Annotated in this window: 21 protein-coding genes; 12 read left to right on the forward strand and 9 right to left on the reverse strand. The window is 61.9% G+C overall.

Annotated features, from left to right (window positions below):
* Window positions 1-60 precede the first annotated feature (60 nt).
* Window positions 61-1,275, forward strand: a complete 1,215-nt coding sequence (locus BUC08_RS10095) for a hypothetical protein (protein ID WP_037924187.1) — start codon at window positions 61-63, stop codon at window positions 1,273-1,275.
* A complete protein-coding gene (locus tag BUC08_RS10100; RefSeq protein WP_037924184.1) occupies window positions 1,275-3,338 on the forward strand; it encodes a peptidoglycan -binding protein in 2,064 nt (687 codons plus the stop codon). Before BUC08_RS10095 ends, BUC08_RS10100 begins: the two co-directional genes overlap by 1 nt.
* Before the next feature lie 62 nt (window positions 3,339-3,400).
* Here the strand turns inward: BUC08_RS10100 and BUC08_RS10105 are convergent, their stop codons facing one another.
* The 3 genes from BUC08_RS10105 to gloB all read right to left on the reverse strand — a co-directional run bounded on the left by BUC08_RS10105 (window position 3,401) and on the right by gloB (window position 7,635).
* Window positions 3,401-4,372: a M23 family metallopeptidase gene (locus BUC08_RS10105; protein ID WP_037924183.1), complete on the reverse strand. Its 972-nt coding sequence runs from the start codon at window positions 4,370-4,372 to the stop codon at window positions 3,401-3,403.
* The gene (gene clpA, locus BUC08_RS10110; RefSeq protein WP_037924181.1) at window positions 4,369-6,690 is read right to left on the reverse strand and encodes an ATP-dependent Clp protease ATP-binding subunit ClpA; all 2,322 of its coding nucleotides are present in this window, start codon (window positions 6,688-6,690) and stop codon (window positions 4,369-4,371) included. Before clpA ends, BUC08_RS10105 begins: the two co-directional genes overlap by 4 nt.
* A 177-nt stretch (window positions 6,691-6,867) precedes the next feature.
* Entirely contained in the window at window positions 6,868-7,635 is a 768-nt protein-coding gene (gloB, locus tag BUC08_RS10115; protein WP_174861639.1) for a hydroxyacylglutathione hydrolase, read from the reverse strand.
* A gap of 68 nt (window positions 7,636-7,703) precedes the next feature.
* Between gloB and BUC08_RS10120 the strand changes: the two genes are divergently transcribed.
* The 8 genes from BUC08_RS10120 (at window position 7,704) to BUC08_RS10155 (ending at window position 15,233) form a co-directional block, all read left to right on the forward strand.
* Window positions 7,704-8,456 (forward strand): methyltransferase domain-containing protein, encoded by a 753-nt coding sequence (locus BUC08_RS10120; RefSeq protein ID WP_037924180.1) that lies wholly within the window; start codon window positions 7,704-7,706, stop codon window positions 8,454-8,456.
* A gap of 138 nt (window positions 8,457-8,594) precedes the next feature.
* Window positions 8,595-9,425, forward strand: coding sequence for a class II aldolase/adducin family protein (locus BUC08_RS10125; RefSeq protein ID WP_081855344.1), 831 nt, complete (start codon window positions 8,595-8,597; stop codon window positions 9,423-9,425).
* A 373-nt stretch (window positions 9,426-9,798) separates the two neighbouring features.
* Window positions 9,799-10,359, forward strand: a complete 561-nt coding sequence (locus BUC08_RS10130) for a F0F1 ATP synthase subunit delta (RefSeq protein ID WP_081855354.1) — start codon at window positions 9,799-9,801, stop codon at window positions 10,357-10,359.
* Window positions 10,360-11,898 (forward strand): F0F1 ATP synthase subunit alpha, encoded by a 1,539-nt coding sequence (gene atpA, locus BUC08_RS10135; protein WP_037924174.1) that lies wholly within the window; start codon window positions 10,360-10,362, stop codon window positions 11,896-11,898.
* Between the two features lie 14 nt (window positions 11,899-11,912).
* Window positions 11,913-12,794, forward strand: coding sequence for a F0F1 ATP synthase subunit gamma (locus BUC08_RS10140; RefSeq protein WP_037924171.1), 882 nt, complete (start codon window positions 11,913-11,915; stop codon window positions 12,792-12,794).
* Window positions 12,795-12,815: 21 nt separating this feature from the next.
* The gene (atpD, locus tag BUC08_RS10145) at window positions 12,816-14,240 is read left to right on the forward strand and encodes a F0F1 ATP synthase subunit beta (RefSeq protein ID WP_037924168.1); all 1,425 of its coding nucleotides are present in this window, start codon (window positions 12,816-12,818) and stop codon (window positions 14,238-14,240) included.
* A 70-nt stretch (window positions 14,241-14,310) separates the two neighbouring features.
* Window positions 14,311-14,745, forward strand: a complete 435-nt coding sequence (locus BUC08_RS10150) for a F0F1 ATP synthase subunit epsilon (protein WP_037924166.1) — start codon at window positions 14,311-14,313, stop codon at window positions 14,743-14,745.
* 137 nt (window positions 14,746-14,882) lie between these two features.
* Window positions 14,883-15,233 (forward strand): H-type lectin domain-containing protein, encoded by a 351-nt coding sequence (locus BUC08_RS10155; protein ID WP_037924164.1) that lies wholly within the window; start codon window positions 14,883-14,885, stop codon window positions 15,231-15,233.
* Between the two features lie 8 nt (window positions 15,234-15,241).
* Here BUC08_RS10155 and BUC08_RS10160 read toward each other — a convergent pair whose 3' ends face one another.
* Entirely contained in the window at window positions 15,242-16,261 is a 1,020-nt protein-coding gene (locus BUC08_RS10160) for a ribose-phosphate pyrophosphokinase (RefSeq protein ID WP_028958573.1), read from the reverse strand.
* Between the two features lie 105 nt (window positions 16,262-16,366).
* Here BUC08_RS10160 and BUC08_RS10165 point away from each other — a divergent pair, with 105 nt between their 5' ends.
* Both BUC08_RS10165 and BUC08_RS10170 read left to right on the forward strand, forming a co-directional pair.
* On the forward strand, window positions 16,367-16,966 hold the full coding sequence (locus tag BUC08_RS10165) for a 2-hydroxychromene-2-carboxylate isomerase (RefSeq protein ID WP_037924160.1): 600 nt from the start codon (window positions 16,367-16,369) through the stop codon (window positions 16,964-16,966).
* Window positions 16,967-16,968: 2 nt separating this feature from the next.
* Window positions 16,969-17,751 carry an alpha/beta fold hydrolase gene (locus BUC08_RS10170; protein WP_037924157.1) on the forward strand — a complete coding sequence of 261 codons (783 nt, stop codon included), beginning with the start codon at window positions 16,969-16,971 and terminating at the stop codon, window positions 17,749-17,751.
* Here BUC08_RS10170 and BUC08_RS10175 read toward each other — a convergent pair.
* The 5 genes from BUC08_RS10175 to BUC08_RS10195 form a co-directional block, all read right to left on the reverse strand.
* A complete protein-coding gene (locus BUC08_RS10175; RefSeq protein WP_037924154.1) occupies window positions 17,748-18,785 on the reverse strand; it encodes a threonine aldolase family protein in 1,038 nt (345 codons plus the stop codon). The two genes, BUC08_RS10170 and BUC08_RS10175, sit on opposite strands and share 4 nt — an antisense overlap.
* On the reverse strand, window positions 18,786-19,244 hold the full coding sequence (locus tag BUC08_RS10180) for a YcgN family cysteine cluster protein (protein WP_037924149.1): 459 nt from the start codon (window positions 19,242-19,244) through the stop codon (window positions 18,786-18,788).
* On the reverse strand, window positions 19,241-20,173 hold the full coding sequence (locus BUC08_RS10185; protein ID WP_037924146.1) for a bifunctional riboflavin kinase/FAD synthetase: 933 nt from the start codon (window positions 20,171-20,173) through the stop codon (window positions 19,241-19,243). The genes BUC08_RS10180 and BUC08_RS10185 overlap by 4 nt, the downstream gene beginning before the upstream one ends.
* Window positions 20,174-20,256: 83 nt before the next feature.
* Window positions 20,257-20,700 (reverse strand): MaoC family dehydratase, encoded by a 444-nt coding sequence (locus tag BUC08_RS10190; RefSeq protein ID WP_028958567.1) that lies wholly within the window; start codon window positions 20,698-20,700, stop codon window positions 20,257-20,259.
* An 88-nt stretch (window positions 20,701-20,788) separates the two neighbouring features.
* A complete protein-coding gene (locus BUC08_RS10195; protein WP_037924144.1) occupies window positions 20,789-21,661 on the reverse strand; it encodes a TIGR01459 family HAD-type hydrolase in 873 nt (290 codons plus the stop codon).
* Between the last annotated feature and the right edge of the window lie 55 nt (window positions 21,662-21,716).

Genomic DNA, 21,716 nt, shown 5'->3' on the forward strand with positions numbered 1-21,716 from the left:
GTCGGGCATTCTTCGTTATCGTTGCTGCAGAGCAGTAAACTAGGGCAAGGACCCGGGCGCATGTCGCAGATGGACCGCGAAGCGCGGCCGCAATTTTCCCAGCCGGTGCGGCAGATCGCACTGATGCTGATTGTAATCGCCCTGAGCGCGGCGATGGTGTTCGTCGCGGCGCCCAGCGTATTGCCCGTGTTCGAGGCCAACCCCTATCTGAACGGGTTCATCTTTTTTGTCTTTCTGATCGGTGTCGTTGCCTGCTTTTGGCAGGTGTTCCAGCTGATCGGATCGGTCCGCTGGATCGAAGGCTTTGTCGGCGGCACGCAGGACGGTGACGACAAGCCTCCGCAATTGCTTGCGCCGCTGGCGTCCCTCTTGCGCACGCGCGGTGCGCGGATGCAGGTGTCGTCCTCTTCCACGCGGTCTATTCTGGATTCGGTTGCAACGCGCGTCGACGAAGCGCGCGAAATCACACGTTATATCGTCAACCTACTGATTTTCCTGGGCCTTTTGGGAACATTCTACGGTCTGGCCACAACCGTGCCCGCGCTGGTCGACACCATTCGCAGCCTTGCCCCGCAAGAGGGCGACGCGGGCGTGGACGTGTTTGGCCGCCTGATGGACGGTCTGGATTCCCAGCTGAGTGGAATGGGGGTGGCCTTTGGCTCGTCCCTGTTGGGGCTGGCGGGATCGCTGATCGTCGGACTGCTCGAACTGTTCGCGGGTCACGGACAGAACCGGTTTTACCGCGAGCTGGAAGAATGGCTGAGCTCGATCACGCGGGTCAGCTTTGCCTCGGGCGAAGAGTCCGGGGGCGATGCGCCCGTGATGGCGGGTGTGATCGACCATCTGGCCGAGCAGATGGAAACCCTGCAACAGATGTTCACCCAGTCGGATATTTCGCGGACCGTCGTGGACGAAAAGCTGGGGATGCTGGTAGAGGCCATTCACGGCATGACCCGGCAAATGCAGCAGGGTGACCCCGAAAATTCGGCGCTGGAACGTGTGGCTGCAGGGCAGGAACGGCTGATCGCGCATTTCGAAGCGCAGGGCGGCGGCGACGGCATCGATGCCGAAAGCCGGATGCGGCTGCGGTCGATCGATGTGCAGATGCTGCGTATTCTCGAAGAGATCTCCGCAGGTCGTCAGGAAAGCATGGCGGAATTGCGCAGCGACCTGGCCGGGCTCACACAGGCGCTGGCGCAGCCGCGCGGTGGCAATCGTGGCAATCGTGGGCGCGGGTCCCAGGGCGGGGCGGGAAACATCAAGGGTGACGGCTGATGGCCCTGTCGCGGCGCACGGGATCACGGTTTCAGGCGTCGATCTGGCCCGGTTTCGTCGATGCGATGACTGGCCTGTTACTGGTGCTGATGTTTGTGCTGACCATTTTCATGGTGGTGCAATATGTGCTGCGCGAAACCATTTCGGGGCAGGAAAGCGAACTGGACGCGCTGGCCGGTGAAGTTGCGGCCCTGGCGCAGGCGCTGGGGCTGGAGGAACAGCGGGGCGACCGGCTGGATGCGCGGCTGTCTGCGCTGTCGGCAACCCTGAGCGATGCGCAGCAAGAGGTGTCGGATCAGGCGGCGCTGATTGCGTCGCTGACGCAGGAACGCGATGCGCAGGCCAGCGAATTGGCCGCGGCGCAGACACGGATCACCAGTTTCGAGGCGCAGGTCGCGGCCTTGCTGGCGGATCGGGATCAGGCGCAGGCGGCGGTGGCCGATTTGCAAGCCGAACAGACCCGATTGTTGTCCGAACAAGAGGCATTGAACCTGGCGCTGGCGCAGGCACGCGACGAGATTGACGCCGGTGCAGAGGAGGCGCGTCTGGCCGCATCCCGGCGCGAGGCACTGGATGCGCTGGTTGCGGATCTGCGCGCCCGGAATGCCGAAGCCAATGAGAAACTGGCAGGTCTGAACACCCAACTGGATCAGGCGCAGGCCGCACTGAGCGAGGAAGAGGCGGCAAAGCTGGCCGAGGCCGAAGCAGCCCGATTGCTGCGCGAACGCCTGAAAGAGGCGGATGCCGAGCTGACCTCGATGACGCTGGCACTGGAGGCGCAGCGCAAGAAAGCCGAGGAAACGCTGACCATGTTGGCCGCAGCCCGCGCCGCCGAGGCGGATCTGGACACGCAACTGGTGGCCGCGCTGTTGCAAGTGGAAACCCTGAAAGGGCAGGCCGAGGGCACCGACAGCACCGTGCAGGAACTGGCGACCCAGCGGCAGGCGCTGACGGCGCAAAAGGAGGCGCTGGAAGGACAGATTTCGGCGCTTCAGGGGCAGTTGGACGTGGCTCAGGCCACCATCGAAGCAGGCAGCGCCGAAACGCAGGACCTGCGCGCGCGGCTCGCGGCGGCCTTGGCTGACGTGACCAAACAGACAGCCCGCGCAGAGGATGCACAAGCAACCAGCGCCGATTTGCGCACCCAGCTCGAGGCGGCATTGGCCGCAAAGCTGGCAGCAGAAGCCGACGCGCAGACGCTGAACGCCGACGCCGCCGAGGTGCGGGCGCAACTGGCGGCGGCACTGGCGGCAAAGCTGGCCGCCGAGAACGCCATCGACGAGACAATGACCGACACGGAACGTCGCGCAGCCCTGTTGCAGACGGCGCGGGACAAGCTGGCGGAGGAACAGGAAAAATCCGCAGCCGCCCAGCGACAGACCGAGGTGCTGAACCAACAGGTCGCGGCCTTGCGGTCGCAGTTGGGGCAGTTGCAGGCCTTGCTGGACGACGCCAAGACGCGGGACGAGGCCGCACAGGTCGAACTGTTGTCGCTGGGTCAGGATCTGAACACCGCGCTGGCACGGGTCGCCGCCGAAGAACGCCGCCGCCGCGTGCTGGAAGAACAAGAGCGCAAACGGCTGGAAGCAGCGGCGCAGGATCTGGAGAAATACCGCTCGGAATTCTTTGGCCGGTTGCGGGATGTTCTGGGCAACCAGGAAGGTGTGCGGATCGAAGGCGACCGCTTTGTGTTCTCTTCCGAGGTCTTGTTCCCACCCGGGGCTGCCGACCTGTCCGCGGACGGGAAGCGCGAGATTTCCAAGATCGCGGCGATCCTGCGCAGCGTGGTCAGCGATATTCCCCCCGAGATCAATTGGGTGATCCGGGTGGACGGACACACCGATAACGTGCCGCTGTCCGGTCTGGGCGAATTTGCCGACAACTGGGAACTCAGCCAGGCGCGGGCGCTTTCGGTGGTGAAATACATGGTGAATTTCTTGGGCATCCCGCCGGACCGGCTGTCGGCCAACGGGTTTGGGCAATATCAGCCTGTGAACACCGCCGACACCGACGAGGCGCGGGCGCAAAACCGGCGGATCGAGTTGAAATTCACCGAGAAGTAGGGGCTCTGCCCCAGTCGCTTTCGCGCCTTCCCCAAAGTTTTTCTGGCAAGATGAAGGACGCGTCAGCGCAGCGTGATCTCTGCGCGGCGGGTGTCGATCTGGCGGCCGTCACGGATCAGTGTGACAGTCCCCGCATAGGAGCCGGCAGGCCATGCAGCACCTTTCAGACGCTTGCCAACCGCGCGGAAGAACTGCGCCTGACCTTTTTCCAGTGTTTCGGTTTGATCCAGAACATTGCCCGTCGGACCGGTCAGGACAACGCGTATCTTGTCGCCCAACTGGCCGCCAAAAGCATATCCGTACACCACCAGCGCAGGTGCGTCCGCGGGCAGGGCCGCTTTGGCCGCGCGGCCTGATTTGACATCGTCATAGGCCGGAATGCCGTCGGAAAAGCCCACGTCAAGGATGCCACCAGCGCGGTAGGCGGGTGGGGCGCGCCACAACGTATTGCTGTCCGGCGCGTCGCAAATGATATCGCCGTCGGGATCAAAGGGGTCGATGGTTTCGCCGTTGTGCCGGACGCTCAGGTGGACGTGGGGAAACTGCGCGCGGCCGCTGATGCCGACCTGACCCAGCACGGCGCCGCGCTGAACCGTGTCGCCCGAGCGGACCGTGATGCTGCCCTTTTTCATGTGGCAATATTGGGTTTCCCAGCCCTCGCCGTGGTCGATCACCACGCCGTTGCCGCATTCGCGGCCCGTGACCTGTTCGGCATTGGCCGCGGAATAGGCGCGGTCGACCATGCCGTCACGCGCACCTTTGACGGTGCCGGGGGCGCTGGCCAGCACGTTCACGCCCGCCTGCATCTGTTGCAGCGTGGGCAGGCCGAAATCGGTGCCCGTATGCTCGTCATAGCTGAGCGGTGCACACAGGTAATCCGATGCGCCCGGTCCGGGGTCGTGATCGACATATTGCTGGATAAAGCAGTCACGTCCCAGATCACAGTCAATCGGCGGGGTCAAAACAGGATCGCCCGCCGCAGGCATCCCTGCGGCGAGCGTGAGTGTGAAGGCGGTGCAAACCGCGCGGATCATTCAGCCGTCAGCAGGGGCGGCTTGTTGCCCGAGATGCGCCGGTTTTCCGGCCCTTCGACCTTGAGGTCCAGCACACCGTTTTTCATGCCGACCTTGACCACACCACCCTTGGCCAGCTTGCCAAAGAGCAGTTCCTCGGCCAGCGGCTTCTTGATGTACTCCTGGATCACGCGGCCCAAGGGACGCGCGCCCATCTTGCTGTCGTAACCCTTGTCGGCCAGCCATTCGGCGGCGGGACGTGTCAGTTCGATGGTCACGCCACGGTCCATCAGTTGTGCTTCGAGTTGCAGCACGAACTTTTCGACCACCTGCAGGATCACGGCCTTGGGCAGCGGCGCAAAGCTGATCACCGCGTCCAGACGGTTGCGGAATTCCGGCGTAAAGGTCCGCTCAATGGCGGCGGTGTCCTCACCCTCGCGGCGGTCACGGCCAAAGCCGATCGCTTCCTTGGCCTGTTCCGCCGCACCGGCGTTCGATGTCATGATCAGCACCACATTGCGGAAGTCCACCGTGCGCCCGTTGTGGTCGGTCAGGCGGCCATGGTCCATGACCTGCAACAGGATGTTGTAGACATCCGGGTGCGCCTTTTCCATCTCGTCCAGCAGCAGAACGCAATGCGGGTGCTGGTCGATCCCGTCGGTCAGCAGACCGCCCTGATCGAAACCGACATAGCCCGGAGGCGCGCCGATCAGACGGCTGACCGCGTGTTTCTCCATGTATTCCGACATATCGAACCTCAGCAGTTCCACACCCAACGTATCCGCCAGCTGTTTGGCCACCTCGGTCTTGCCCACGCCGGTTGGCCCCGCGAACAGGTAGTTGCCGATGGGCTTCTCCGGCTCGCGCAGGCCAGCCCGCGACAGCTTGATTGCCGAGGCCAGCGCCTCGATTGCGGTGTCCTGGCCAAAAACCACCCGCTTCAGCGAACCTTCGAGGTCTTTCAGCACGGCGGCGTCGTCTTTCGACACGTTTTTCGGCGGAATGCGGGCGATCTTGGCCACCACGGCCTCGATTTCCTTGGTCCCGATGGTCTTGCGCCGTTTGTTGGCGACCACCAGATGCTGCGCGGCACCGGCCTCGTCGATGACGTCGATGGCGCTGTCGGGCAGTTTGCGGTCGTTGATGTACCGGCTGGCGAGCTCCACCGAAGTCTTGATCGCATCCGAGGTGTATTTCACCGAGTGGTGATCCTCGAAATAGGGTTTCAGCCCGCGCAGGATTTTCACCGCATCCTCGACCGACGGTTCGCTGACGTCGATTTTCTGGAACCGGCGCGACAGGGCGCGGTCCTTTTCGAAATGCTGGCGGAATTCCTTGTAGGTGGTTGATCCCATGGTGCGCAATTTGCCCCCCTGAAGCGCAGGCTTCAGCAGGTTGGACGCGTCCATGGCACCGCCCGACGTGGCACCGGCACCGATCACGGTGTGAATCTCGTCGATGAACAGAACCGCATCCTTATGCGCTTCCAGCTCGGTCACGACCGCTTTCAGCCGTTCCTCGAAATCACCGCGATAGCGGGTGCCTGCCAGCAATGCGCCCATATCCAGCGAATAGATCGTGGTTTTGGCCAGAACTTCAGGCGTTTCGCCCGATACGATCTTGCGCGCCAGACCTTCGGCGATGGCGGTCTTGCCAACGCCGGGGTCACCCACCAGCAGCGGGTTGTTCTTGCGCCGACGGCACAGAACCTGAATGCAGCGTTCCACTTCGCTGTCGCGGCCGATCAGCGGGTCGATGTCGCCCTCGCGCGATTTGGCGTTCAGGTCGACACAATATTTTTCAAGCGCCGAATCCTTTTTCTCGCCTTCGGTCACGCCTTGCGGCTCTTCCTCATGCTCAGGTGCGCCCGAGACGGGTCGCGGCTCGCCAAAGGCGGGGTCCTTGGCAACGCCATGGGCGATAAAGTTGACAGCGTCATAGCGGGTCATGTCCTGCTCCTGCAGGAAATAGGCCGCGTTGCTTTCGCGTTCGGCAAAGATCGCGACCAGCACGTTGGCGCCCGTCACCTCGGTGCGGCCCGACGATTGCACGTGGATCGCCGCGCGTTGAATGACGCGCTGGAACGCCGCTGTGGGCACCGCTTCGCTGCCGTCGATGTCGGTCACGAGGTTCGACAGATCCTCGTCGACAAATTCGTTCAGCGTGGTGCGCAGTTCGTCAACGTCGACGCTGCACGCTTGCATCACACGCTTGGCATCCGGCTCGTCGACCAACGCCAGCAGCAAATGCTCCAGCGTCGCGAATTCGTGGCGGCGCTCGTTTGCCAGCGCCAGCGCGGAATGGATTGCTTTTTCCAATGTTGTCGAGAATGAAGGCACGCTCGTGCTCCTTCTGATCTGGGTCGGTGAGGGCATTTGGGTGCCCACTGCCAACCATGGCCTCATACTGTTAGAGTTTGGTTGATCGACGGCTGGCTTCAAGGGTTTTCTTTCATAAACCAGTCACAAAAGTGACAAACATGAAGGAATTGCTGTCGATTGTTGCGGGTGGGACCGTCAGAACCGGTCGCGGCGTGCGCGGACTTCGGTAAAAACGTCCAGTGGCGTTGCGCCTGTCATGTCCAGAGTGCGGGCGATGGCAGGGTCTGAGGCGCGCAGAAACGGATTTGTGTCCAGTTCAAGCTGAAGCTTGGAGGGCACGGTGGGCATCCCGGCGGCGCGTTTGTCCGCGATGTCCTGTGTACGAGATATAAGTGCCGCGTTTTCCGGATCAACCGTGGCTGCGAATTTTGCATTGGTGGTGGTGTATTCGTGTCCTGAGCACACGGTGGTGTCGCCGGGCAGGGCGGCAAGCTTGGTCATGCTCTCCAGCATCTGCGCGGGCGTGCCTTCGAACAGGCGGCCACAGCCCAACGCCATCAGGCTGTCGGCGGTGAACACCAGCTTGGACGCCGGCGCGTGAAAGGCGATGTGACCGACGGTATGGCCGCTGACGTCCAGAACCTCGATGGGATCGCTGCCCACGGTAAAGCTGTCGCCCTCTGCCACGGCCAGATCCAGCGGGGGCAGGCGGTGCGCATCGGCTGCGGCCCCTATGACCTTGGCGGGATGGTCCGCCAGCAGGTCGGGCAGCCCGTCGACGTGATCCCAATGGTGGTGCGTCAGCAGCACATGGCTCAGCGTCCAGCCGCGCGCGGCCAGCGCATCCTTGATCGGTCCCGCCTCGGGCACGTCGATCACCGCGGTTTCGCCGCTGTCCGCGTCGTGGACCAGAAAGGCATAGTTGTCTTCAAGGCAGGGCACAGTGACGAGTTCAAGGGGCATGGTCATTTCCTTCACGGTTGATAGGATCGTGTCAAAGGCCAGCTTGGCCGATCCGATGAAGGGCTGCAATGCACCTCGACGTACAGGACTTGCGCAATTTCTATTATCGCAGTGCGCTGGGGCGCGCGGCGCAGAAATCGCTGCGCGGGCGGATGCTGCAATTGTGGCCCGAGGCCAAGGGCCAGACGGTTGCGGGTTACGGGTTCGCGGTGCCGCTGCTGCGCCCCTATCTGCAGGACGCCCGCCGGGTGATGGCCCTGATGCCCGGACCGCAGGGGGTGATGCCCTGGCCCGCCGGTCAGCATAACGTGTCGGCGCTGATCGAAGAGACGATGTGGCCGATCGAGACGGGCCATGTAGACAAGCTTGTGGTGATGCACGGGCTGGAAACCTCGGACCGGCCACAGGATTTGCTGGAAGAATGCTGGCGGGTGCTGGGGCCGGGGGGCAAGGCGTTGTTTATCGTACCCAACCGCGCTGGGCTGTGGTCGCGACGTGACCGCACACCGTTCGGCTACGGACGACCCTACTCGGCCTCGCAGTTGGAAACCCAATTGCGCAAACACCAGTTTCTGCCCGAACGCCATGTCGGTGCACTCTACCAGTTTCCATCAGGCCGACGCCTATGGATGAAGTCCGCAGCCATGTTCGAGGGCATAGGCCGCGCCATGCCCGGCATGATCGCGGGCGGCGCCTTCATGGTCGAGGCGTCCAAGCTGGTTTACCCACCCAAAGGCACGCCCAGCCGCGCCCGCAAGCGTGTGAGCGTTCTGGAAGGGCTGACCGAGCCTGTTGTAGGGCGCTCGCGCGAACCATCCTGACGGGGTGCAGCCGCCCCACTCGGCGCGGGTGAGCCTCTTTGCGCCGACACGTCCGGAAGGGACGCCGCGTCATTTCCCATGTGGGGATGAACTGTCTACACTGCGCGCCATGATACGCCACTCTGGGAGGAGACACCAATGAAAGATGCCGCCACTGCGATGCCGACGGCCATGGACATCAAGGACATGCCTGATCCGATGGACATGCCGTCGCTAAAGGGCAAAGTCTCGGAGGAGGAGTGGGCGCTGCGGTGCCAACTGGCCGCCACCTACCGTCTGTGCGCGATGCACGGCTGGACCGATCTGGTGTTCACCCACATCTCGGCGCGCCTGCCGGACGAGGACGGGGCCGAGCGGTTTCTCATCAACCCTTACGGCGTGATGTTCGATGAAATGACGGCGTCGTCGCTGGTCAAGATCGACCTTGAGGGGAACATCTGCCAGGACACGCCTTACAACATCAACCCGGCGGGTTTTACCATCCACTCGGCCATCCACGCGGCGCGCCATGATGCGGGATGCGTGATCCATGTGCATACGCCTTACGGTGTGGCCGTGTCGGTGCAGAACGGCGGGCTGCGGCGTTATACGCAGTTTTCGATGATCGTGAACAACGATCTGGCCTATCACGACTACGAAGGCATCGCGCTGGAGCTGGACGAGCGGGAACGCATCGTCAACGATCTGGGCGACAAGTCGCTGCTGATGCTGCGCAACCACGGCACGCTGACGCTGGGGCCGAACTGCGCGATTGCCTTCCTGCGGATGTATTTTCTGGAAAACGCCTGCAAGACGCAGATCTTTGCGCAGGCCGCGGGCACAGAGAACCTGCACGAGGAAGATCAGGCCATGGCCGACACCGTGCAGGCGCAAGCCGGGGGCGCTTTCACGCCGGGGTATGGCGACAACCTGATCTGGCCGGGGCTGATGCGCAAGCTGAAGCGGACCAATCCGGGCTTTGACCACTAGCACGGGCGGCGAGGCAGCCCTTTCCCGAGCAGATGTTCGCGGGGCGTTGAGGCAATCGAAAGCGCGGGGCTGCACCCTGTCGCAACGCGTGGTAAAAATGTGGTGAATGCGCAGGAATCGCTCATTCGCGGCGTTGGATCGGAAGAGTTTTTTAACAAATTCGGCGGTCCAAAGCGTCGCACTTGGTGTAAGGCGCTGAAATTAAATAATAACGCCCTTTTCCGCAGGGTGCTGACGACAGTTGCGGGGTGCGCGGGGGTCTGATACATCCCCCCTGATTTCAGCGGATTGATGCCCATCAGCCCGCGCCAACTCCCTCGTTCTATCGGCACTGACGTGTCGAAGACCGGGGCCAGACATTGGAAGGGTGGACGTGTCCGAACCAGCTTCGATCTCCACAGGCATCGCCAAAAGATATGCGACTGCCGTCTACGACTTGGCCAAAGAGGCCAATGACGTAAAAGCCATTGAGACCGATATTGCCGCCTTGCAAGACGCAATGGCAGAGTCGGGCGACTTCAATGCCATGATCCATTCGCCGATCTACACCCGCGACCAGCAAGGCGCGGCCGTGACGGCACTGGCGAAAAAGATGAAACTGTCGGGCGTGATGTCCAACACGCTGGCACTGATGGCGCAAAAGCGTCGTCTGTTCGTGCTGCCGCAACTGGTTCAGACCCTGCGCGACCTGATCGCCGAAGACAAAGGCGAAGTGACCGCCGAAGTTACCTCGGCCAAGGCGCTGACCAAGACGCAGTCTGACAAACTGGCCAAGACGCTGACCGCGTCGATGGGCAAAACCGTGACTATTCATGCGACCGTTGATGAAAGCCTCATCGGCGGTCTTGTCGTAAAAGTGGGCTCGAAGATGATCGACACGTCGATCCGCTCCAAGCTCAATTCCCTCCAGAACGTAATGAAAGAGGTCGGATAAATGGGTATCCAAGCAGCAGAAATTTCTGCGATCCTGAAAGACCAGATCAAGAATTTTGGTCAAGAAGCAGAAGTCGCCGAAGTCGGCCGCGTTCTGAGCGTCGGTGACGGTATCGCCCGTGTTTATGGTCTGGACAAGGTTCAGGCCGGCGAGATGGTCGAATTCCCCGGTGGTATTCAGGGCATGGCCCTGAACCTGGAAAGCGACAACGTCGGCGTCGTGATCTTCGGCTCTGACCGTGACATCAAAGAAGGTGACGTTGTCAAACGCACCAACTCGATCGTGGACGTTCCGGTTGGCGACGAACTGCTGGGCCGCGTTCTGGACGGTCTGGGCAACCCGCTGGACGGCAAAGGCCCGCTGAACGCCAAAGAGCGTCGCGTGGCAGACGTCAAGGCGCCGGGCATCATCCCGCGTAAATCGGTTCACGAACCGATGGCAACCGGTCTGAAATCGGTCGACGCGATGATCCCGATCGGCCGTGGCCAGCGTGAGCTGATCATTGGTGACCGTCAGACCGGCAAAACCGCCGTGGCCCTGGACGCGATCCTGAACCAGAAATCCTACAACGACGCCGCAGGCGACGATGAAAGCAAGAAGCTGTACTGCATCTATGTTGCCATCGGTCAAAAGCGTTCGACCGTTGCCCAGCTGGTGAAAAAGCTCGAAGAGAGCGGCGCCATCGAATACACCACAGTGGTTGCCGCCACCGCGTCGGACCCCGCGCCGATGCAGTACCTGGCACCCTACACCGCGACAGCCATGGCGGAATTCTACCGCGACAACGGCCGTCACGCGCTGATCATCTATGATGACCTTTCCAAACAAGCGGTCTCCTATCGCCAGATGTCGCTGCTGCTGCGCCGCCCGCCCGGTCGTGAAGCTTACCCCGGTGACGTTTTCTATCTGCACTCGCGCCTGCTGGAACGTTCGGCCAAGCTGAACGAAGACAACGGTTCGGGCTCGCTGACCGCTCTGCCGATCATCGAAACCCAAGGTGGCGACGTTTCCGCGTTTATTCCGACCAACGTGATTTCGATCACCGACGGCCAGATATTCCTGGAAACCGAATTGTTCTACCAAGGTATCCGTCCTGCCGTGAACACCGGTCTGTCGGTGTCGCGCGTTGGCTCGTCGGCGCAAACCAGCGCGATGTCCAGCGTTGCAGGCCCGGTGAAACTGTCGCTGGCCCAGTACCGCGAAATGGCGGCCTTTGCGCAGTTCGGTTCCGACCTTGATGCGTCGACACAGGCGCTGCTGAACCGTGGCGCGCGTCTGACCGAGCTGATGAAACAGCCGCAGTATTCGCCCCTGACCAACGCCGAAATCGTCTGCGTCATCTTCGCAGGCACCAACGGCTACCTGGACAAGGTTGCGGTCAAGGACGTCGGCCGCTGGGAAGCTGGCTTGCTGGCGCACATGCGCTCCAAGCATCAGGACGTTCTGGACTGGATCACAAACGAAGATCCCAAGATCAAGGGCGATGCCGCAGACAAGCTGCGTGCAGCTTTGGATACTTTCGCAACTGACTTCGCTTAAGGAGAGATAAGGCAATGCCAAGTCTCAAGGACCTTAAAAACCGGATCCAGAGTGTGAAGAACACTCGGAAGATCACAAAAGCCATGCAAATGGTGGCCGCGGCGAAACTTCGCCGCGCCCAGGAAGCTGCCGAACAGTCGCGGCCCTATACAGAGCGGTTCAATGCCGTGATGGCAGGGCTGGCGGGTTCCGTTGGCGGATCTGACAACGCGCCCAAGCTGCTGAGCGGCACGGGCAGTGACCAGACCCACCTGTTGGTCGTCATGACCGCGGAACGTGGCCTGTGCGGTGGTTTCAACGCGAACATCTCGAAAAAGGCCAAGGCCAAGGCAGCGGAACTGGAAGCGGCGGGCAAGACCGTCAAAATCCTGACCGTTGGCAAAAAAGGCCGTGACGCCATGAAACGCGATCTTGGATCGCGCTTTGTCGGTCACGTGGACCTGACCGAGGTCAAGCGTGTCAGCTATCCCGACGCCCAAGGCATCGCCAAGGACATCCTTGGCCGCTTTGACGCAGGCGAGTTTGATGTTGCCACGATCTTCTACGCGAAGTTCGTGAACGTTGTGAGCCAGACACCCACAGCGCAACAGATCATCCCGTTCGAGGTGCCTGCCGAGGCGGCTGCCGATGTCGATGGTTCGACCGTCTATGATTACGAGCCCAGCGAAGAGGCCGTTCTGGCCGACTTGCTGCCGCGTGCGATTGCAACGGCGATCTTCTCGGCTCTGCTGGAAAACGGGGCGTCCGAACAGGGCGCACGGATGTCCGCTATGGACAACGCCACCCGCAACGCAGGCGACATGATCGAAAAGCTGACCATTCAGTACAACCGTTCGCGTCAGGCCGTGATCACCAACGAGCTGATTGAAATCATTTCGGGCGCCGAGGCGCTCTAAGACAAACCGGAGTAATACGACATGGCAAATGCAGTCGGAAAAATCACCCAGGTCATCGGGGCCGTCGTCGACGTCCACTTTGACGACAACCTGCCAGAGATCCTGAACGCTCTGACAACGGAAAACAACGGCCGCCCGCTGGTTCTGGAAGTTGCCCAGCACCTTGGCGAAAACACCGTGCGTACCATTGCGATGGACGCCACCGAAGGTCTGGTGCGCGGCGCGCCCGTGACCGACACCGGTGCGCCCATCCAGGTGCCCGTCGGTCCCGGCACATTGGGCCGCATCCTGAACGTCACCGGCGAACCCGTTGACGAAAAAGGCCCCGTTGACGCGACAGAAACACGTTCGATCCACGGCGAAGCGCCTGCCTTCGACCAACAGTCGACAGCGACCGAGATCCTGACCACAGGCATCAAGGTTATCGACCTGCTGGCACCCTACACCAAGGGTGGTAAAATCGGTCTGTTCGGCGGTGCCGGCGTTGGCAAAACCGTTCTGATCATGGAACTGATCAACAACATCGCAAAAGTGCACTCGGGCGTGTCCGTGTTCGCCGGTGTTGGCGAGCGGACCCGTGAAGGCAACGACCTGTATTACGAAATGATCGAATCCGGCGTTATCGTTCCCGACAACCTGCCGGAATCGAAAATTGCGCTGGTCTACGGCCAGATGAACGAGCCTCCCGGTGCGCGTATGCGGATCGCCCTGACCGGCCTGTCGCTGGCCGAACAGTTCCGTGACGACACAGGTTCGGACGTTCTGTTCTTCGTCGACAACATCTTCCGCTTTACCCAGGCGGGTTCGGAAGTGTCGGCTCTGCTGGGTCGTATTCCTTCGGCGGTGGGCTATCAGCCGACACTGGCGACCGACATGGGCGCCATGCAGGAACGCATCTCGTCGACCAAGAACGGTTCGATCACATCGGTTCAGGCCGTGTACGTTCCCGCGGACGACTTGACCGACCCCGCGCCTGCGACATCCTTTGCCCACCTCGACGCGACAACCGTTCTGGACCGCTCGATCTCGGAAAAAGGCATCTATCCTGCTGTGGACCCGCTGGGCTCGACCTCGCGTCTGCTGGACCCGCTGATCATCGGTGACGAACACTACAAGGTCGCAACCGACGTGCAGCAGGTTCTGCAACGCTACAAGTCGCTGCAAGACATCATCGCGATTCTGGGCATGGACGAACTGTCGGAAGAAGACAAACTGGCCGTGGCCCGTGCGCGCAAAATCGAACGCTTCCTGTCGCAGCCTTTCGACGTTGCGAAAGTGTTCACCGGCTCGGACGGTGTGCAGGTTCCTCTGGAAGACACCATCGCCTCGTTCAAGGCGGTTGTGGCCGGTGAATACGATCACCTGCCCGAAGGTGCCTTCTACATGGTTGGCGGCATCGACGAAGTGATCGCCAAAGCCGAAAAAATGGCAGCTGACGCGGCCTAAATCCCAATCACCGATCCCGGGCGGCAGCTAATGCTGTCCGGGGGAGGTGCCTGATCCAAGGGGAACACAAGTGGCAGATATGCAATTCGATCTGGTTTCGCCCGAGCGCAGCCTTGCCTCGCACGCCGCGACCTCGGTTTCGATCCCCGGCGCCGATGGGGATCTGACCGTGATGGCAGGGCACGCGCCCACCATCACCACGCTGCGTCCCGGCCTGTTGAAGGTCGAGGCAGACGGCAAGTCCGCGGAATACGTTGTCACCGGCGGCTTTGCCGAGATCAACGCAGAGGGCGTCACCGTTTTGGCTGAACGCGCTGTGCCGCGGAGCGACATGACGCAGGAGCATCTCGACGAGATGTACCAAGAGGCCGAAAATATGTACAAGACGGCCAAGGACAACTGGCAAAACGAACCGGGCCCCGTCGATGACGCGGCCAAGCTGTTGGGCGACATGGTCGCCATGGGCAGCGAAATCGGTCTGAGCACCAAACAGCCCAGCCTGTAATCGTTAACGCCAAATCACTGAAAAGGCCCCGAAAATTTCGGGGCCTTCTTGCATTTCGGCCATATTCTTGTGCAATCTGCAACTCTGGGAAGATCCGGGCGCAGCGCGGACATGTTTCGCGCAGACAAGGCCAAATGATGAAGAAACTTCGCAACTACATGATCGGCATCGAGCAGGGCGACCCTGTGCTGTTCTCGGATTTCGAGGACGGTGGCGAAATGTGGACAGGACGCGGCCAGCGCGAGCGGCGTCGGCGGATTTCATTCTCGGAACGCTATCGCAGTCCACCTGCGATTCAGGCCGCGATCAGCCTGTGGGATATGGATGCCACGACGGTGATCCGGGCCGATGTTTCGACCGAAACGATCACCGAGGACGGCTTTGACCTGGTGTTTCGCACATGGGGCGACACCCGCGTGGCGCGGGTGCGGGTCAGTTGGACGGCCATCGGAGAGGTCGCAAACCCCGAGGACTGGGACCTGTACTGAGGCGCGGGTTATTCGGCCGCGTACATGCCGTCATAGATCGGGCCCAGCGTGTCCTGTTCGAACAAGGAACTCACCGAAGTGCCGTTCCAGATGTTCAGGATGGCCTGCGCAAAGATCGGGGCGGTGGGCACGACACGGATGTTCGGCGCATCAAGGATCGCCTTGGTCGGCGCGATCGTGTCGGTGATCACCAGCGATTTCATCACCGAATTTGTCACACGCTCGACCGCGGGTCCGCTCATCACACCGTGACTGATATAGCTGTGCACCTCTTTGGCGCCGTTTTCCATCAGCACTTCGGCGGCTTTGCACAGGGTGCCGGCGGTGTCGCACATGTCATCGACGATCAGGGCAACCTTGTCCTTCACGTCACCAATCACGGTCATCTCGGCAATCTCGCCGGGTTTCTCGCGGCGTTTGTCGACGATGGACAGGGGCGCGTTCAGACGTTTGGCCAGTTCGCGGGCACGGGCCACGCCGCCCACGTCAGGCGAGACGATCATCAGGTCGCCCATACGGTCGCGGAACTGATTTGCAATATCCAGTGCGAAGATCGGAGAGGCATAAAGGTTGTCGACGGGGATGTCGAAAAAGCCCTGGATCTGTGCGGCATGCAGGTCCATTGTCAGGACCCGTTCGACACCGGCGCTGACCAGCATGTTCGCCACCAGCTTTGAGCTGATCGGCGTGCGGGCCTTGGTCCGGCGGTCCTGGCGGGCATAGCCGAAATAGGGGATCACGGCAGTGATGCGCGCAGCCGAGGACCGGCGCAGCGCGTCACACATGATCAGCAGTTCCATCAGGTTATCGTTGGCAGGGTTCGAGGTCGGCTGGATGATATACATGTCCTCGCCGCGCACGTTTTCGAAAACCTCGACAAAGATTTCCCCGTCGTTGAACCGTTCGACCCGGGCGTCAACCAATCCCATTTTCTTGCCCCGGTGCATCGACATTCTGCGTGCGATGGCCTGTGCGAGTGGCTGGTTGGCGTTTCCGGCGATCAGCTTGGGTTCCTGAACGTGTGGCATGTCTTGTGGCCCCCCAAGGCGCTTGTGACAGAATCGTGACGTTGACACCGCTTAGCATGGCCTTACGGTCCGGCAAAGCGGGACACCCCCCTATCGGAGAAGAACATGCACCAGATCGACTATTTTTTTTCCGTGCTGTCGCCATATACCTACCTGGCGGGCACACGGCTGGAAGAGATCGCGGCCAAACACGGCGCTACGATCAATTACAAGCCCACAGATGTGGTGGCCCTGTTCGGTCGTACCGGTGGCACACCCCCCAAGGACCGCCATCCCAGCCGCCAGGAATATCGCGCACAGGAACTGGTGCGGCAGGCCAAGAAACTGGACATGCCGTTCAACCTGAAGCCCGCCCATTGGCCCACCAATGGCGCGCCGGCCTCTTATGCGATCATCGCGGCGATTCACGCAGGTGGCGGCGATCTGGGCAAGCTGGTGCATGCGGTCCTGCGCGCGGTTTGGGCCGAAGAGAAAGACATCGCGCAGGACGAGGTGGTGCGCGCCTGTCTGCAAGAGGCGGGATTCTCGCCGTCGCTGGCGGACAGCGGGTTGTTACAGGGGGCCGAAACCTATGCCGCCAATCTGGAAGAGGCCGCCAATCGCGGTGTCTTTGGCGCGCCTTTCTACATCTGCGAGGGCGACAACCGGTTCTGGGGGCAGGACCGGCTGGACGATCTGGATATGCATCTGGCAGGCAAGCTATAGGCATGCGGTATCACTCAAGACGCTATGGCAAGGGCCCCCGACAGGTCCTTGCGATCCACTGCACGCTGGCCCATTCGGGCGCGTGGCGCGGGCTGGCCGATGCCATGGGCGCGGGGCTGACGATCAACGCCTATGACATGCCCAGCCATGGCAAGTCGCCCGACTGGGACGGCACCGGCGACCTGCATGATCTGGTGACCGCGTGGGGCCATGACATGCTGTCCGAGCCTATGGACGTGATCGGCCACAGCTTTGGCGCGATCGTGGCCCTGCGGCTGGCCGCCGAGGCGCCCGCGCGGGTGCGCAGCCTGACGTTGATCGAGCCGGTGGCCTTTGCCTTTGTCGCGGCGGATGATCCGGCCAAGGTCGAGGAATACCGCCAGCGCAATCTGGAATTCGATGCGGCAATGCAGGCGGGTGACAAGATGCAGGCGGCGCGGTCGTTCAACCGCAACTGGGGCAACGGTGTACCGTGGGATCAGATCCCCGAGCAGACCCGCCAGTATATGGCCGACCGCATCGAGTTCGTTGCAGGATCAGCCCCCGCAGTGCAGCGCGACAGCATCGGGCTGCTGAAACCCGGCGCGCTGGATGTGATCAAATGCCCCGTGCTGCTGATCGAAGGCGATCAATCCGACGGCACCATCGCCGCGGCCAACAGCGCCATTCAACGCCGTATTCCACAAGCCGAGCGGGTGGTGCTGGAGGGCGCGGGGCACATGGCTCCGATCACCCATCCCAAGAAGGTCGCCACCGAAATCCGCCGGTTTCTGGACGCGGTTTAAAGGTAGCTTAGAAATTGGTCGATTTGCGCATCCGAGATCGACCAGTCACAGACCAGCCGGGCCGCGATCATCTCGTCGGGGTCGTCGCCTTCCAGCGTGCCCTCCCAGATATAATACTTTGCCCCTGCAGCGTGCAGCCGTTTGTGGGCGGCGCGCGGGAAGGCGGCAAAGATCATGTTGGCGTCGGGCTGGTGCAGGAACTCGGCCCCCTTGTCGCGCAGGCCGGCGGCCAGTCGCTGGGCGTGGGCATTGGCGGCGGCTGCGGTTTCCATCCACAGGTCGCCATCCAGGTAGGCGGCCATTTGGGACGACAGATAGCGGTGTTTCGAGAACAGGTGCGCCCCGCGTTTGCGGCGCAGCTCGAATTCCCACGCTTTGTCGGGGTCGAACAGCACAACGGCCTCGACGCCCATGCAGCCGTTCTTGGTGCCGCCAAAGCTGAGGATGTCGACGCCCGATTTCCACGTCATTTCGGCGGGGGTGCAGTCCAGCGTGTTGATGGCATTGGCAAAGCGCGCGCCGTCCAGATGGACGGGCAGGTCGAATTCGCGGGCCACGGCGGTCAGGGCGCGCAGTTCGTCCAGCGTATAGACCTCGCCGCGTTCGGTCACCTGGGTGATGCTGACGGGGCCGCGCTGTGGTCCATGCACGCCGCGCACCTCTTCGCCCGCGATGGTGGCGTGCAGCGCCTTGGGGGTCATCTTGTCGCCGCCGGGGACCAGCGTCAGCTTGGCACCGCCTGCGTAGAACTCGGGGGCGTTGCATTCGTCCTCGTGGATGTGGGCGACGTTGCTGCAAAAGACGGTGTCGAAGGGTTGGGTGTAGCAGGCCAGCGCCAGCGCGTTGGCGGCGGTGCCTGTGGCGACCAGAAAGACTTCGGCTTCGGGGGCCTCGAACGTGCGGCGGATGGCCTGTCTGACCTCGTCCATCACCGGATCGTTGCCATAGGGCATGGCGTGGCCCGTGTTGTCCTGCATCATGCGGTTCATCACTTGCGGGTGGACGGGACCGGCATTGTCAGAGGCAAAAAACATCTAGGTGGGTTCCTCGATTATGTGCTCTTCCCAGTCTTCCTCGGGAATGTCGAATTCGCTGAGTGTCCTGTTTTGTACGCTGACGCCCGCATCATGTACAGATTGTGACGTGCCGGACAGCAATGGATGCCAGTCGGGCAGCGGCTTGCCTTCCCAGAGCAGGCGATAGGCACAGGTCTGCGGCATCCAATAGGCGTGGGTGTCCAGATTGGAGGGTTTCAGCACAATGCAATCGGGCACGAACTGGTGGCGGTTTTCGTAGTGCACACAGCGACAGGTCGCGTCGTCCAGCAGGCGGCAGGCAATGCGGGTCAGGGCCACTTCGCCGGTGTCTTCGTCTTCCAGCTTGTTCAGACAGCATTTGCCGCAGCCGTCACACAGGGCTTCCCATTCGGGGGCGGTCATCTGGTCCAGCGTTTTGCGTTCCCAGAATTTATGCCCCAGTTTCGCGCCGCTCATAGCGCGGCCAATATGGTGCGCGCGCGGGCGCAGTCGGCGTCCATCTGGGTGATCAGCGCATCGAGGCTGTCGAATTTCTCTTCGCCGCGCAGGTGGTCGACCAGCGCGACCGAGACATGCGCGCCGTACAGGTCGCCGGAAAAGTCGAAGATGAAAGTTTCAAGGTTGGCGCGGTTTTCGCCGAACATCGGGCGCACGCCCAGCGAGGCAGCCCCCTGGTAGCGGCCCTTGTGCGGGCCTTCCAACACGTCGACCAGCACGGCATAGACGCCAAAGGCGGGCGGGTGCAGGCCGTCGATGGACATGTTTGCCGTGGGATAGCCCAGCTCGCGGCCACGTTGTTCGCCGCCGATCACGGGTCCTTCGATGCGGTGCCAGTGGCCCAGCATCGCAGCGGCGTCACGGGGGCGCGCGTCGGACAACGCCTTGCGGATGGCGGTCGAGGACACGGTCGCTTCGCTGGATTCCAGCAGGGGGGCGATGGTCACGCCAAAGCCCAGATCCTCGCCAAAGGCTTGCAGGTCTTTCGCGGTGCCCGCGCGTCCCTTGCCAAAGCAGAAGTCGGCACCGACGACCACATGGCGCAGGCCCAGGCCCTCGGCGATGACCGAGCGGGCAAAGGCTTCGGGTGTCAGCCCGGCCAGTTGGGCGTTGAAGTTCAGTTGGTACAGCCGTTCAACGCCCAGCTTGGCAAGCTGCGACGCCCGCGCCTCGGCGCCCATCAGGCGGAAGGGTGGAGCCTTTGGCGCAAAGAACTCGCGGGGGTGCGGTTCGAACGTCAGCACGCCCAGCGGCGTGTCGGGAACCGCGGTCCGCGCCAGTTCGATCACTGAACGGTGGCCCAGATGCACACCGTCAAAGTTTCCGATGGCAACAGAGGCGCCGCGATCCGCTGCCTCGACAAATTGGTAATCTCGTATGATCCGCATGCGCAATGCCTAGCTGCGCCCATGGGCAGAGGCAAGACACGTCCCGCCCTTTCGCGTCGCAAATGGCGCGGGGCGGGGGGCTGTCAGTCGAATTTGCGCGAGGGCGCCAGCACCGAGGCCTCGCCGATCAGCACTTTCTTACCGTCCACACTGCAATGGCAGTCCAGTTTCACGCGGCGTTTGGCGATGTCGATGTCGATCACCTTGACCTCGGCATAGACCATGTCGCCGGGGCGCACAGGCGCCAGGAATTTCAGGCTTTGGCCCATGTAGACGGTGCCGTGACCGGGCAGCTGTTCACCGATCACGGCAGAGATCAGACCGGCGGTCAGCATCCCGTGGGCGATGCGCCCCTCGAAGATCGTGTCGCGGGCATAGTCATCGTCCAAATGGACCGGATTGCGGTCGGTGCTGACTTGGGCGAACATTTCGATGTCCTCGTCCGTCACCACTTTGCGCAGGTGACGGGTCATGCCCATTTCGATGTCTTCGATGCAGATCGTTCCGCGTGGCAGGTTGTCCAACATTCCCGGCTCCGGTTATTTTCTGACGCAATGGCATCGCCATTCGCAACATTATTACTTTGCGCGCGCAGAAAAGCCAAGGGGAAATTTGTCAGCGCAAAAAGCCGATCGTGTAGGTCGGGTTGACCATTTCGCGATCCAGATAGGTTTGCAGCGCGTCTGCATCGGGCTGGGTGTCGGTTTTGGTTTCTTCCGCCGCCAGACCGCCGGAGATGAAGAGGGAATCAATGTCCTCGCCCTGTGCGCCCTGAATGTCGGTCAGCACACCATCGCCAATTGCCAGAATCGCGCCGCTGTCGGTCTTGCGGTTGATCTCGCCCAGACGCAGGCGCGCAAGGTCGTAGATCGGCGGATGCGGCTTGCCGGTATAGATGCTTTCGCCGCCCATCTCGGTGTAAAGCTTGGCCACCGCCCCCGCGCACCATTCGCGCACATCGCCACGGTCCACGACGATGTCGGGGTTGGCGCAGAGCAGTTTCAGGCCCTTTTGCTTGGCGTACAGCAATTGCGGGCGCAGCTCGTCGACATCGGCCAGCGGATCGAAGGGGCCGGTGCAGACGATGCCTTCGGCTTCTTCCAGCGGCACGATCTGGATATCGACCGGCTCATCGACCACGCCGATGGGGTCGAAGAAATTGGTGTCACGCTCTTCACCGATGAAGAACACCTTTTGCCCCACGGCGCCGCGATACATTGCGGTGCGGGCGCTGTCGCCGGATGTGGCGATCGTGTCCCATGCGTCGTCGGGCACGCCCATCTTGGCGATCTGCGTGGTGACGCTGGCGCGGGGGCGGGGGGCGTTGGTGACCAGAACCACGGTGCCGCCGGTCTTGCGGTAGGCCTGCAAGGCGGCCACGGCATCGGGGAAGGCGGTGACGCCGTTGTGGACGCAGCCCCACAGATCGACGAACAGCGCGTCATAGCGATCCGAGATTTCGGCAAGTGCGGTGATGATCTGGGTCATGGGGCGGTCCTTTGGTCGGTGTGTTGTCACGCTTAGAGTATGAAACGCAGGCGGG

The sequence above is a fragment of the Pseudosulfitobacter pseudonitzschiae genome, from assembly GCF_900129395.1.
Classification (GTDB): Bacteria; Pseudomonadota; Alphaproteobacteria; order Rhodobacterales; family Rhodobacteraceae; genus Pseudosulfitobacter; species Pseudosulfitobacter pseudonitzschiae.

Coding starts and splice junctions, on each gene's coding strand:
- BUC08_RS10160 (WP_028958573.1), bottom strand. CDS start 16,261: ATGCCACACGTTCAGGAACCCAAGCTGATCGCCGGAAACGCCAACCAG.
- BUC08_RS10190 (WP_028958567.1), bottom strand. CDS start 20,700: ATGTTGGACAACCTGCCACGCGGAACGATCTGCATCGAAGACATCGAA.
- BUC08_RS10165 (WP_037924160.1), top strand. CDS start 16,367: ATGCACCAGATCGACTATTTTTTTTCCGTGCTGTCGCCATATACCTAC.
- BUC08_RS10185 (WP_037924146.1), bottom strand. CDS start 20,173: ATGCGGATCATACGAGATTACCAATTTGTCGAGGCAGCGGATCGCGGC.
- BUC08_RS10125 (WP_081855344.1), top strand. CDS start 8,595: ATGAAAGATGCCGCCACTGCGATGCCGACGGCCATGGACATCAAGGAC.
- BUC08_RS10155 (WP_037924164.1), top strand. CDS start 14,883: ATGAAGAAACTTCGCAACTACATGATCGGCATCGAGCAGGGCGACCCT.
- BUC08_RS10095 (WP_037924187.1), top strand. CDS start 61: ATGTCGCAGATGGACCGCGAAGCGCGGCCGCAATTTTCCCAGCCGGTG.
- BUC08_RS10120 (WP_037924180.1), top strand. CDS start 7,704: ATGCACCTCGACGTACAGGACTTGCGCAATTTCTATTATCGCAGTGCG.
- BUC08_RS10105 (WP_037924183.1), bottom strand. CDS start 4,372: ATGATCCGCGCGGTTTGCACCGCCTTCACACTCACGCTCGCCGCAGGG.
- BUC08_RS10100 (WP_037924184.1), top strand. CDS start 1,275: ATGGCCCTGTCGCGGCGCACGGGATCACGGTTTCAGGCGTCGATCTGG.
- gloB (WP_174861639.1), bottom strand. CDS start 7,635: ATGCCCCTTGAACTCGTCACTGTGCCCTGCCTTGAAGACAACTATGCC.
- BUC08_RS10140 (WP_037924171.1), top strand. CDS start 11,913: ATGCCAAGTCTCAAGGACCTTAAAAACCGGATCCAGAGTGTGAAGAAC.
- BUC08_RS10175 (WP_037924154.1), bottom strand. CDS start 18,785: ATGTTTTTTGCCTCTGACAATGCCGGTCCCGTCCACCCGCAAGTGATG.
- BUC08_RS10170 (WP_037924157.1), top strand. CDS start 16,969: ATGCGGTATCACTCAAGACGCTATGGCAAGGGCCCCCGACAGGTCCTT.
- atpA (WP_037924174.1), top strand. CDS start 10,360: ATGGGTATCCAAGCAGCAGAAATTTCTGCGATCCTGAAAGACCAGATC.
- BUC08_RS10195 (WP_037924144.1), bottom strand. CDS start 21,661: ATGACCCAGATCATCACCGCACTTGCCGAAATCTCGGATCGCTATGAC.
- atpD (WP_037924168.1), top strand. CDS start 12,816: ATGGCAAATGCAGTCGGAAAAATCACCCAGGTCATCGGGGCCGTCGTC.
- BUC08_RS10180 (WP_037924149.1), bottom strand. CDS start 19,244: ATGAGCGGCGCGAAACTGGGGCATAAATTCTGGGAACGCAAAACGCTG.